We start from the raw sequence: 13,218 nt of genomic DNA, 5'->3' as shown, positions 1-13,218 counted from the left end.
TTTAGTTAATGAATATCCAACTGGCTTACGCCCTACGGCTTTTACTTTATCTTCATCTTTAACTTTATAATTCAGATTATAATAATAAGTAGACCTGCTAAGCTTAACTATTCTTAAAACTAGAGATATACAGTAGCCTAAATTTATATATTTATTAGCAATTTTTATTTTATCTTCAATTGAGGGTTTGCTTTTTTTTATAGATCTTTAAGAATAGATATTTCTAAGTCTTTTTCCCCTAAAATTTTCTTCAACTTATCATTTTCTTGGGTCACTTCATTTATTTCTTCTTCATTACTTTTTCCCTCAACTGAAGTTTTTCTACCTGGTTTAGTTTTTATCTGATCTCTATTTTTTGACTTACTTATCCAAGTGAAAATTGTACTAGTTGATATTCCATGTTTTCTTCCTACTAAAGAAACATTTCCTACCTCTTTAACCTCTTGCAATATTTGTTCCTTTTGTTCGTCTGTGTAATGTTGTCCTCTCATAGTCACCTCCAATTACTTACTATATTTAGTATATATTATATATATTGTAATTGTTCAAATATCTATAGGGGCTTAAGAGTAATAGCTTTGATGAAATTTAAAGTATAAAAATAGATTAATATTTATGTCAAAAACACATCCTAATTATTAAAGGAAAGATTTTTTAATTTATTAATAGGTGGTAACTAAAAAGTGCCTAGTTTATTATGACGCACTTTGTCTATATAATTAGCACATATAATTTACAAAAAGAGGGGATAAAATGAAAAAAAGAGTAGGAGTAATTATATTACTATTAATAATGATAGGCATTTTATTAGGCGGAATAAATTTATTTTTTAAAAATAAAAGTAATTCAGCTAGAAGAATTGTAGTAGGAACATCTGGAACTTATTATCCATTTACTTTTTCAGATGGAGATAGGGTAAGTGGATTTGAAATAGACCTTTGGAATGAAATTGGCAAAAGGTTAAATTATGATATAGAATATAAAACTGCTTCATTTAGTGGTTTATTTGGATTATTAGATTCAAAGAAAGTAAATGTTATATCTAATCAAATAACAGTTACAGATGAAAGAAAAAAAAAGTATTATTTTTCAGAGCCATATGTAGAAAGCGGAGCTCAGATTATAATCAAAAATGACTATGAAGGAAAAATAGAGTCTTTTGAAGATTTAAAAGGGAAAAAAGTAGGAGTAGATTTAGGAAGTAATTATGAGAATTTATTAAGAGGTAAGGACAAAAGTAATGAAATAGATATAGTAACATATCAAAGCACAGATTCTGCCTTTAATGATCTTATGATTGGAAGAATAGATGCAGTTGTAATAGATAAAATATCTGCAGTTATAAACATAAATGAGAAAAACCTACCGTTAAAATTAGCAGGAGAACCATTTGAAAAAGTAGTTAATGCATTTCCTTTCATAAAGAATGATGAAAACTTAGAATTTATAAAAACTTTAAATAATGTATTAGACGATATGAAAAATGATGGTACGTTACAACAAATATCTAATAAATGGCTTAATATTGACGTTGTATCTTATAATAGTGACAGTTTCTTTAACAGATTAATTAAAGGAATTTTTTCAGGGGCTAAGACAACACTAGCATTAGGCATTATATCAATGATAATTGGATTAATTATAGGTACCATAATTTCAATTATTAAAAATTTAAAGGTTATAGGATTAACTCAAATACTATCTATATATGTATCATTTTTTAGAGGAACTCCAGTTTTAGTACAATTATTTTTACTATACTTTGGGTTACCTCAAATATTTCCAGCACTTAAAGGGATGAGTGCATTTACTGCAGCATATATAGGATTAGGACTTAATGCATCAGCATATATTGCAGAAGCGTTGAGAGCAGGCTTTGAGACAGTTGATAAGGGACAGTTAGAAGCAGCTTTAGCAATAGGAATGACTAGAATACAAGCTACAAAAAGGATAATACTACCACAGGTGTTTAGAATGTCAATACCTTCCCTTGGAAATATATATATAGATGTTATAAAGGGCTCCTCTTTAGCATTTACTCTTGGAGTTACTGAAATATTAGCAAAATCTCAAATGTTAGCAGCAGCAAGCTATAGATTTTTTGAAAGTTATATAGCAGTAGCTATTATATATTGGGTATTAATAGGTATATTTAATTATTTACAAAGAATACTTGAAAAAAGACTTTCTATTTATTAGGGGGAAGAATAGATGATAAATATTAATGGATTAAAGAAAAGCTATGATAAATTTGATGTTTTAAAGGGAATAGATTTAGAAGTTAAAAAAGGAGAAATAGTAACAATTATAGGACCATCCGGTTCTGGAAAGTCTACTTTTTTAAGATGCTTAAATTACTTAGAAGAACCAACAGAAGGAATGATTCAAATTAATGATATAAAAGTAGATGCTAAAAATCACACTAATGATGATATACATAATTTAAGAAAGCATTCAGGGATGGTTTTTCAACAATTTAATCTTTTTAATAATAAAACGGTTTTAGAAAATGTTATGGAAGGCTTAATAATTGTTAAAAAGCTAAATAAAAAAGAAAGTGAAGAAATAGCTTTAGAAGCTCTTAAAAAAGTAAATATGGATAATAAAAAAGATGTGTATCCTAAAAACTTATCTGGTGGTCAAAAGCAGAGGGTATCCATAGCACGAGCAATAGCTATGAATCCTGAAGTAATATTATTTGATGAGCCTACATCAGCTTTAGATCCTGAATTAGTGTCAGAAGTTTTAACTGTCATTAAAAATTTGGCTAAGGAACATAGAACTATGATTATAGTTACCCATGAAATGTCTTTTGCAAAAGAAATATCAGATAAGATAGTATTTATTGATAATGGAGGAATTATAGAGCAAGGAACTCCAGAAGAAGTATTATTAAATCCAAAAGAAGATAGAACTAAAGAGTTTTTATCAAATGTAAGATTTTTATAAAAACATACTAGTAACTTAAAAGTGCCTAATTGTTTACTAAATTTACTGAGAATATAATGAAATTGTATTAAAGATAGAAAAACGGAGGAATTTAAAGTGGTAAAACATATAAACGAACAAGAATTTGATTTAGAGGTTTTAAAAGAAAAGGGAGTAGTTGTAGTTGATTTCTTTGCAACATGGTGTGGACCTTGCAAAATGTTAGCTCCAGTTTTAGAAGATGTTCAATCTGAAATGTCTGATATAAAAATAGTTAAGATAAATATAGATGAAAATCAAAAAGCAGCAGAAACATATGGAGTTACCAATATTCCAACTATAAAGATATTTAAAGAGGGAAAAGAAGTTACAACTAAAGTTGGATTCCAACATAAGGATGCATTAATCCAAATGATAAAACAATCTATGTAATCTGAACTAGCAGAGAAGGTAGTATAGCTTCATCATCTGATGTATCATATCTTGATAGAAGATAAGTAAATTTAAAAAAGGAGTATCGTAATTGATACTCCTTATATTTTTTAGGTATATTTTATATGGAGGAACTTTTCTGCTTTTAATCCTCCAACTTCCCCTAAGTATAAATTATATAAAGTTTGTATGTCTTTATTTTCATGAGAAAATCTTATTTCAGATTTTAAATCAATTTCTTCTAATACAAATTTACGTAATGCTATATAATTAGTTTCTAGAAGTGAATTAGTGCTTTTATCATAATAATCTACTGAGATTGCATTACTTCTACATAAATTACTACATAAAGTACATCCTACACATTTATTAATAGAGATTTCAGCAATGTTCTTTGAATTAAAATTTATAGCGTTTACAGGACAATTATTTATACAAGTGCCACATGAAATACAAAGTTTTTCATTAACTCGATCTTTTTTACTTACTTTAGGTGTTCCCCCACCATTGATACAACCCCCTGGACAAGCCATAACTTCTATAAAATGATAATTTATCCATAAACCACTATCTAAGAATTTTATTAAATTTGAAATTCCGCTAATCGCAGCTGTTTTTATAATAGAACCATTTATATTATAATTAACAACTTTTACACCTGGAAATCCATTTAAATCTACTAAATTTATATTATTAGTTAAATCTGGATTTTTATTGTTAAAATAATAATATAAAGTTCTTAAGGTAGATTTAAGAACACCACCACTACTTCCAAATAAGTTTCCAGCACCACTATATTCGCCTAATAGTGTATCAGGATTTTCAGGTTTAAGTGTATTTATATCAATACTATTTTCTTTTAAAAATTTAGCATATTCTCTAACAGTTAAAACTGCATCTATATCAAAGTAATTATTCCTACCCATTCCAGGCCTTTTAGCTTCAAATTTTTTTGAGGTACAGGGTTTAATTGAAGCAATAAAAATATTTTCAGGAGGTATCCCCTTTATTTTAGCGAAATAAGTTTTTATAGTTGCACCAATCATTTGTTGAGGGGATTTGCAAGTAGATATACAAGGAAGTAATTCAGGTTTAAATCTTTCTACCCATTTTATCCAAGAAGGGCAACAAGATGTAAACATAGGTAATACTCCAGCTCTAGTAATTCTTTTAAACAACTCTTTAGCTTCTTCAACAACAGTTAAATCAGCTCCAAAGTCAGTTGTAAAAACCTTTTTAAAACCTAAAGCTTTGGCAGATGGGACAAGTTTTTCAGATACGTTAGTTCCTATAGGTAAATTAAACTCTTCTCCTAAAGTTGCTTTAACAGAAGGAGCAAAAATTGCAACCATATATTTATTACTTTCCTTAGCAGCAATAATTTTATTAGTAGAATTTTCAGCATCAATAGATCCTGTTGGACATAGTAGAGTACATTGTCCACAATATATACATCCACTATTATTAAAATTTCTTTCCTTAGGTATTGTATATTTCTTATTTGGATTATTTAATTTTAAAACAGAAATATTTGTTAATTTAGTACAATTAATTGCGCAAGCTGTACAAGCGATACATTTTTTTCTATCTATTGATATTAATTCATTGGGTTGGCGTATAAGTTTTTTGCTTTTTTTATGATTTTTGCTCAAATTGATTCCTCCTAAAAAATACATCAGTAAAATATATTCTTACAGAAGATTAAAAATACAAAAATTGTAGTTTAAACTAGGATAATTTTAAGCATAATAAATTTTAAAATAATGATTTATATACCTAACTCAGTATTTTTAGATCCAACTTTACCTAGAGTAGGATTAAGTGAAGAAGAAGCAATAAAACAAGGATATGAAATAAAAGTTGCAAAGCTATCCGTAGCATCAGTTCCTAGAGCAAAGGTTATAGATGAAATAGAAGGAATGATGAAAGCCGTAGTTGATGCAAAAACAAATAAAATATTAGGATGTACATTGTTATGTGCTGAATCAAGTGAAATAATTAATATAGTAAGTGCTGCTATGAAAGCTAATGAGGATTATACATTTTTAAGAGATAACATATTTACTCATCCAACTATGAGTGAAGCATTAAATGATTTATTCTCATTAATATAAATAAAAGAGGTAGGTAATGAAAAAAAGAACAATAATAATATATACTATAATTATTTTAATTATAGGTTTAGGTATTGGAGTTACAGTTAATTCAAAAACTAATTTTTTAGGCTTGCTTAGTGGAAAAAGTGAAAGGGAAGTAATAAGTGGTTACTCCTTTGAGAAAATTAAAAATAATGTAATTAACAAAGAGTTTGATGGTAAATATTTAGATCCATTTGTAACTATAGCATTAGAACAAGACGAATTTTCTATAAATTTAAAAGGAATAAAGAAAGAAAGCAAAGTTTTTTTAATTGACCCAAATACTGGAGAAATGAAAGAGATAAAAAATGATAATGAATTGTTTTCTATTACAACAAAACTTGAAAAAGATATAAACTATGGAATCATAGTAGATTACAATTTAGTAGGATCAATTAGAGTAGTTCAAGACTTTAATAGTATAGATGAGGGGAAATTTTATAGAGATATATTGATAAACTTAGGATGTGGGTTATAATTATATAAAATGTAATTTTAGGAGATTGTAGAATGTATAATGTAGATGAAACAATTTATGAATGCCCAGTAGAAGCTTTGTCTAATATACTAGGTAAAAAGTGGGTTGCTGAAATAATATGGAAAATTAAAGAACAAAAAGTTAGATTTGGAGAATTACAAAGAGCTTTAGACGGATGTAGTAAAAAGATGCTAACACAACAACTAGAATTATTAATTAATAATGAAATTATAATTAATAACAAAAAGATAACAAATAATATAGTAGAATCAACGTATTATTTAAGTGATTCAGGATTGAAGTTGTTACCTATTATGGCAAAAATGATAAATTGGAGTAATAATAACCTTTCATGTGAAAAAATAAAAAATTCTTAGAGAATAAGATTTAAGTAATTTTTAAGCAGTATTATTTAATGCAATAAGAAGCAATTAATAATACTGCTTTATTTTTTTACAGTAGTTACAAAAAAGTGCCTAATTGAGTAAAGTAAACTTTTAAACTATTATAAGGAAAAGAGTTAAAACGTAAATATTAATTTTAGATAGGAAGTGATTTTTTTTATGGAAAATATTAATTTTTTAGTGGTGTTTATAGAGGGAGTTCTCTCGATTTTTTCACCGTGTATTTTGCCTATACTGCCTATATATTTAAGCATGCTATCAAATAGCAGTGTAGACAGCATGAAAGAGAATAAGTTTAAAAGTAGTGTTTTATTAAAAAATACTATATTTTTTACCTTAGGGATATCTACTACATTCTTTATATTAGGGTCATCAATAAATGCATTAACTTCATTTTTTAATACAAATAAAAATATGATAATGATTATTGGTGGATTCATAATAATATTTATGGGTTTATTTTACTTAGGTATTATACAGTCAAATATATTAAGTAGAGAAAAAAGATTTAGTGTTAAATCAAAAAATATGACATCATTATCAGCGTTTTTATTAGGATTTACATTTAGTTTTGGATGGACTCCATGTATAGGACCTATATTAGCGTCAGTAATTATTATGGCATCAAGTTCAAAAAATGCTTTAGCATCAAATTTACTTATATTAGTTTATACAATAGGATTTATTGCACCTTTCATAATAGTGGCATTATTCTATAGCAAACTATTTAAAAAGTTTGATAAGGTAAAAAAACATATTGTTTTAATAAAACAAATAAGCGGAATTATTATTCTTGTAGCTGGATTAATTATGATTATAAATGGATTCGTTGGGATAAATAAAGAGTTAGGAACTAAGAATCAAAGTCAAAATAATATAAGTAGTTCACAAAATCCAAATAGTCAAAGTAATGGAAATAATTATGATGATAAAAGTGGTGAAGAACATAAGGTAAAACCTATAGACTTTACTTTAAGTGATCAATATGGAAATAAACATTCTCTTAGTGAATACAAGGGTAAAACTATATTTTTAAACTTTTGGGCAACGTGGTGTCCACCTTGTAGAGCAGAAATGCCTTATATAGATGAATTATATAATGAATATAATCAAAATAAAGATGATGTAGTAATACTTGGAGTTGCATCACCTAATTTAGGTAGAGAAGGTTCAGAAGATCATATAAAGAAATTTTTAGATGATGAGGGACATAAATTCCCAATAGTATTTGATGAAAATGGTGCTATGGTATATCAATATGGAATAAACGCTTTTCCATCAACTTTTATAATAGATAAAGAAGGTTATATAAAAAGATATGTGCCAGGTGGTATGAATAAAGATACTATGAAAAAGTTAATAGAAAGTGAAAGATAGATTTAAATAAACAAATTTACTTAACAATATGATAATATAATTTTACGGTGTATATTTAATAAATAATATAAAATATATTGGGGTGTAAAGTTATGAAGAAATATAAATGTGTAATATTTGATTTAGATGGAACTGTTTTAAACACTGAAAAAATGAACATTCTACCACTTCAAAGATTAATAAAGGAAGAGTTAGGAGAGGAACATTCCTATGAAAGTCTATTAAAGTATATGGCTTATGCTGGGAAAAAGACATTAGAGCTTTTAGGATTTAAAGATATAGACAGATCTTATGAAAAATGGGTAAAATATGTTAATGAATTTGAAGAAGGCGCTACTTTATATGAAGGTTTTGATAAAGTAATAGAAGATTTAAGTTATAATGGTATTTTATGTGGAATAGCAAGTTCAAAAATGAGAAATCAATATGAAATAGACTTTTTTAAGACTGGCTTACAAAATTATATGAAAAGTGTTGTTCTAGCAGAGGATACAGAAAAACATAAGCCACATCCAGATCCATTATTAATGGTGGCTAAAAATCTTGATATAGATCCTAGTAAATGTTTGTATGTTGGAGATACAATATTTGATTATAAAGCTTCTAAGGCAGCAGGAATGGGATTTGCATTAGCTTTATGGGGAGCAGCAGATTTAAGTGGAATAAATGCAGATTATAATTTAGAAAATCCAAGTGATCTTTTAAGTATTTTATAATATAAAAGTAATGAAAATAAGGGGGTTAGTAATCCTCTTATTTTTTATAGTATTTAGAATACAGTGTTAGACGTGGGCTTCAAAAGAGCTTATAGCTTTTATACATAACATAAAAACTCCTTCTGATATAATAAATATGCGGTCTATCAATTTCATTAATATTACAAAAAAGTAATAATATATTAAATATTTATATTAATATATAAATATTTAATATAAATTTGAATTGTATTATAGAATATGTGTGGAAAATCATTTATAATGAAAATCAATATATTAATACAGGTTCTTTATAAAGTATGCACATGCAGTAGTGAAAAAGTATTATTGTAAGTGTGAATAATAGTAAAAGTGAAGTTAATATTAAAAAGTTTATTAGAATTTGAAGAGAAACAAAATAATATTTATATTATTAATGAAATGAGGGGGTTAAACTTATCCCTCTTATTTTTTACCAAAGAATAAATAACTTTAGAATTAAGTCAATAGCAAAAAATATATTAACTAAAAATTCATTAATTAATATTTTCTAATGTTGTTTATTAAAAAAAATAAGTTGTTTATAGAAAATATATATCTATTTTTATAGTATTATATATAATTATATTAAGGAATTTTAAACATGAAACATAAGATTAACATATGTTATATAAATGAAGAGTATAACACATAAAGGGGTTCTACTGAATGGGCAAAATTAAGGGAATGAAAAATAAAGGTAATTTAGTAAAGTTAGCTGTTATTATTGCATGTATATTAAGTTTAACTACTTTTATAAATATAAAAAATGCTAAGTTTACAAGTTATGAAAATGCAGATAGTATAAAACAGGCTTTAAAGCTAATTGAAGAAAATAAAGAAAGCACTATGTATGAAAATAGAATTATAGAGCATTATGATGCTATAAAAAATGAAGTTGAAGTGGCAATATCAGATGAAGAAAAAGAAAAAGGATATTATGCATTAGGGTATATAGAATATATAAATGAAAATTATGAAGAATCTAATGAATATTTATTTAAAGCTCTAAATTATAGAAGAGGAAGTAAGAATAAAACTAAAATTTTAATTTATAATTATATAGCTAATAACTATTTAGCATTAGGAAATTTAAAGGAATCACAGAGAATTTTTAATATAGCAGAGAAAATGGCAATAGACAATAAACATACAGACGAGCTTATTAAAATTTATAGAGAGAGAGCTATCTCTTTAGTTAATTTTAGAAATGGAGTAAATGATGGAATTGAATTATTAAAAAAATCATTAGATGTTAAGCAAGATGATATAAGCATTGCAGAAACTAATATACTACTATCTAAAATGTATCTTTTAATTAATAATTTTCATAAATCTTTAAAATCTGATATTAAAGTATTAAAAATATCAATAGAAGATAATTATGATGATTTTAGAATTAAGGGATGTATAAATTTAGCCACTAATTATTATCTACAAGAAAAGTATGAAGATGCTATAAACATCTATGAAAAAGTATTAAAAGAGGCAGAGGTTTTGGACTTAAGTGATGAATTAACAACTCTTATGTATAGTTCAGCATGTTACGAAGAACTTGGTATGTATGATAAAGCTTATGCTATTAATGATAAAATTTTAAAAAAATCATCTAATATAGTTGGATTAAATAAAAAAAACATTTTAAAAGGTGTTTATAATTCTTATGCAAATTTAAATTTAAAAGAAGGAAATATTGAAGTAGCTGAAGATTATATAAATAAGGCTAAAGAAATAGCAAGTTATACTGAATCATATATACATAACGGATTAGATTTAATTACAGATAATATTGAAATAGGTATAATGTATAAAAAAGGTACCCCTTACGAAGAGGTGTTAAAGGCATATAAAAACCTTCATGAAAGAGTTTCTGATATAGGAATAAATTTTAGAGTATATAATTTAATTACAAAATCAGTAATAGAAATTAGTAAAGAAAATAATGATGAGGAAACCGCTATAGAGTATTTAGATAAGAATGTTAAAGCTATAGATTTTAAAAATAAGTCAAATTTAAATATTAATACAGATTATATAATTAGCAAAATAAAAAATGATTCTATATCAAAACATTTAAATAAATTAAGAGTAGGTTCTAGTATTATGCTTCTAATTACAGGAATATTTTTAGTTGCTTTTTATATTATTTATAATAAAAATAGAAAAATAAATATTTTAAATAGTGAACTTGAAACTTTAAGCCTTACAGATGAATTAACAGGATTAGCTAATAAGAGATTTCTGTTTCAAGAATTAGAATACATGATAAATGGAAAATCAATTACATTTATCATGCTTGATGTTGATTGTTTTAAAGAATATAATGATAATTACGGACATATAGAAGGCGACAAAGTTTTAAAGCAAGTTGCAGATATTATTAGAGCGGTATTTCATGATGAAATAACATGTAGATTTGGTGGGGAAGAATTTAGTATTATCTCTAAAGAACCTAAAGATAACGTAATAGAAAAAATAAAAGAATTAATGGAAAAACTAAATGATTTAAACATAAAGCATTCATATTCAAAAGTAAGTGATAGAATAACTATAAGTGTTGGAATAGAAAGTAGTACTTTACATAGTAAAGATGAGATTATGAGTTTACTTAAAGCAACAGATGAAAAATTATATGTATCTAAAAAATGTGGAAGAAATACTTATACATATTAGGGTAAAGAGATATAAAAGGAGAGTTTACTTATGCACACTCTAATAGATATATTAAAAAAATATTTTGGCTATACATCCTTTAGAGAAGGTCAATTGGAGATTATATCTAGTATTTTAAGAGGAATAGATTGTTTTTGTATTATGCCAACAGGAGGAGGAAAGTCATTATGTTATCAAATTCCTTCTGTAATATTAAGTGGCATAACATTAGTAATATCTCCTCTTATATCATTAATGAAAGATCAGGTTGACAGCATTAATGATAATGGAATATCAGCAGAATATATAAATAGTACGCAATCCATGGATGAAATTAAAGATATTCTTAGAAGATGTTATAAAAATCAGGTTAAGCTTTTATATATTTCTCCAGAAAGACTTGAAAGTGAATATTTTAATAAGATGTTAAGAAAATTAAATATAAGTCAAGTAGCAATAGATGAAGCACATTGTGTTTCTATGTGGGGACATGATTTTAGAAAAAGTTATAGAGGTATAGCACCATTTATTAATAGTTTAAATAGAAGACCTATAGTTACTGCTTTTACAGCAACTGCAACAGAAGAGGTAAGGAAAGATGTTATTAACCTTTTAGAACTTAATAATTATTATATGTATTCAGGAAGTTTTGACAGAGAAAATTTAGCTATATCAGTATATAAAGAAGAAGATAAGGCTGAATTTGTTAAAGACTTTATAAGAGAACGAGAAGAACAAGCGGGGATAGTATATTGTGTTACACGAAAAGAAGTAGATGCTTTATATTATTATTTAAAAGAAAGAGGAATTGAAGTAGCTAAATATCATGGTGGCTTAAGTGATAATGAAAAAAATTACTATCAAGAAGAGTTTCTAAGAGATAATTTTCAAGTAATGATTGCAACTAATGCTTTTGGAATGGGAATAGATAAATCTAATGTAAGATATATAATTCACTTTACTCTTTGTAAAAATATAGAAAGTTACTATCAAGAAATAGGTAGAGGCGGAAGAGATGGTGAAAAAACGGAATGTATCCTTTTATATAATAGATCAGATATTAGAACATTAGAGTATTTAATATACACAACCATAGGCAATAGTAGAAAAGAAATAGAAATAAAAAAGCTTCAAAAAATGGTTGACTTTTGTGAAACACAGGAATGTTATAGAAGCTTTATATTAAATTATTTTGGTGAAAAGAAACCATTAAATTATTGTAGTAACTGTAGAAATTGTTTAAATAATGATGACCTTAGAGACCTTACCATAGAGGCTCAAATGATATTATCATGTGTGTATAGAACAAGAGAACAATATGGTATTTCTGTATTAATAGATATATTACGAGGATTTAAAGGTCCTAAAATAATACAATATAGATTAGATAGACTAACTACATATGGAATAATGAAAGATTATAATAGTAAATTTATTAGAGACTTAATAAATACATTGATAGAGTTAGGTTATGTACAATTAAAAGAAGGCACATATTCAATGTTAAAGCTAAACAGTAATTCTATGAAAGTATTAAAGTCCAAAGAAAAAGTTATATGTAGGTTAGTTGAAGAGAATGAAGAAAAAATAGTTGATAAAGAGCTATTTAGTAAACTTAGAATTTGGAGAAAAGAAAGGGCTATTAGAGAAAATATAAAACCATATATAATTTTTTCGGATGCAACTCTTATAGAATTAGCTAACAAAAAACCTAAAGATAAAGATGAATTATTAAATATAAGAGGACTAGGTGAGAAAAAGTTTGAAAGATACGGAGAAGATGTTTTGGGGATAATTAAAAACATTTTAAGAAAATAGAGTAATAAAACTGGAGGAATATAAATTCTCCAGTTTTTAATTATAAAAAAATATTAAAATTTTAAAAATATGCTTATTAAATGAAATGTAAATGTTGACATAATAAAGTAATAGATGTCATAATATAATTAATGTAATATTATCAAAAAATAGGTAAATGACTTAATAAATTTTGCTTTAGATATTCAAGACTTCTATTGGGTTGCATTATATTAAATTTTATTGTTATTTTTCAATATGATTTGTATGCCTAATTA

11 protein-coding genes and 1 pseudogene are annotated in these 13,218 nt (G+C 25.8%); 10 read left to right on the top strand and 2 right to left on the bottom strand.

Annotation, left to right across the window (positions count from 1 at the left end; translation table 11 throughout):
• Positions 1 to 197: 197 nt before the first annotated feature.
• On the bottom strand, positions 198 to 491 hold the full coding sequence (locus CP523_RS04200; RefSeq protein WP_120140517.1) for a transposase: 294 nt from the start codon (positions 489 to 491) through the stop codon (positions 198 to 200).
• Positions 492 to 753: 262 nt separating this feature from the next.
• Between CP523_RS04200 and CP523_RS04195 the strand changes: the two genes are divergently transcribed.
• The 3 genes from CP523_RS04195 (at position 754) to trxA (ending at position 3,360) form a co-directional block, all read left to right on the top strand.
• Entirely contained in the window at positions 754 to 2,199 is a 1,446-nt protein-coding gene (locus tag CP523_RS04195) for an ABC transporter permease subunit (protein ID WP_066676853.1), read from the top strand.
• A 12-nt stretch (positions 2,200 to 2,211) separates the two neighbouring features.
• Positions 2,212 to 2,949, top strand: a complete 738-nt coding sequence (locus CP523_RS04190) for an amino acid ABC transporter ATP-binding protein (RefSeq protein WP_066676855.1) — start codon at positions 2,212 to 2,214, stop codon at positions 2,947 to 2,949.
• Positions 2,950 to 3,045: 96 nt separating this feature from the next.
• Positions 3,046 to 3,360 carry a thioredoxin gene (trxA, locus tag CP523_RS04185; protein ID WP_066676857.1) on the top strand — a complete coding sequence of 105 codons (315 nt, stop codon included), beginning with the start codon at positions 3,046 to 3,048 and terminating at the stop codon, positions 3,358 to 3,360.
• Positions 3,361 to 3,470: 110 nt separating this feature from the next.
• Here the strand turns inward: trxA and CP523_RS04180 are convergent, their stop codons facing one another.
• Positions 3,471 to 5,012: a [FeFe] hydrogenase, group A gene (locus tag CP523_RS04180; protein ID WP_162925939.1), complete on the bottom strand. Its 1,542-nt coding sequence runs from the start codon at positions 5,010 to 5,012 to the stop codon at positions 3,471 to 3,473.
• Positions 5,013 to 5,129: 117 nt separating this feature from the next.
• Here CP523_RS04180 and CP523_RS04175 point away from each other — a divergent pair.
• The 7 genes and pseudogenes from CP523_RS04175 to recQ form a co-directional block, all read left to right on the top strand.
• A pseudogene (locus tag CP523_RS04175) lies at positions 5,130 to 5,474 on the top strand (pyridine nucleotide-disulfide oxidoreductase); the annotation flags it as partial.
• Positions 5,475 to 5,490: 16 nt separating this feature from the next.
• Positions 5,491 to 5,976: a hypothetical protein gene (locus CP523_RS04170; protein ID WP_120140516.1), complete on the top strand. Its 486-nt coding sequence runs from the start codon at positions 5,491 to 5,493 to the stop codon at positions 5,974 to 5,976.
• A 32-nt stretch (positions 5,977 to 6,008) separates the two neighbouring features.
• Positions 6,009 to 6,353, top strand: coding sequence for a winged helix-turn-helix transcriptional regulator (locus tag CP523_RS04165; RefSeq protein WP_120140515.1), 345 nt, complete (start codon positions 6,009 to 6,011; stop codon positions 6,351 to 6,353).
• A gap of 186 nt (positions 6,354 to 6,539) precedes the next feature.
• Positions 6,540 to 7,757, top strand: a complete 1,218-nt coding sequence (locus CP523_RS04160; RefSeq protein WP_120140514.1) for a cytochrome c biogenesis protein/redoxin — start codon at positions 6,540 to 6,542, stop codon at positions 7,755 to 7,757.
• Positions 7,758 to 7,849: 92 nt separating this feature from the next.
• On the top strand, positions 7,850 to 8,473 hold the full coding sequence (locus CP523_RS04155; protein WP_120140513.1) for an HAD family hydrolase: 624 nt from the start codon (positions 7,850 to 7,852) through the stop codon (positions 8,471 to 8,473).
• Between the two features lie 687 nt (positions 8,474 to 9,160).
• A complete protein-coding gene (locus CP523_RS04150; protein ID WP_120140512.1) occupies positions 9,161 to 11,164 on the top strand; it encodes a tetratricopeptide repeat-containing diguanylate cyclase in 2,004 nt (667 codons plus the stop codon).
• A gap of 30 nt (positions 11,165 to 11,194) precedes the next feature.
• Positions 11,195 to 12,961 carry a DNA helicase RecQ gene (recQ, locus tag CP523_RS04145; protein ID WP_066676874.1) on the top strand — a complete coding sequence of 589 codons (1,767 nt, stop codon included), beginning with the start codon at positions 11,195 to 11,197 and terminating at the stop codon, positions 12,959 to 12,961.
• Positions 12,962 to 13,218: the final 257 nt, after the last annotated feature.

This window comes from Clostridium septicum, from assembly GCF_003606265.1.
Classification (GTDB): domain Bacteria; phylum Bacillota; class Clostridia; order Clostridiales; family Clostridiaceae; genus Clostridium; species Clostridium septicum.
The sequence above is the reverse complement of the archived record's forward strand: the minus strand, read 5'-3'. Positions and strand labels throughout refer to the sequence as shown.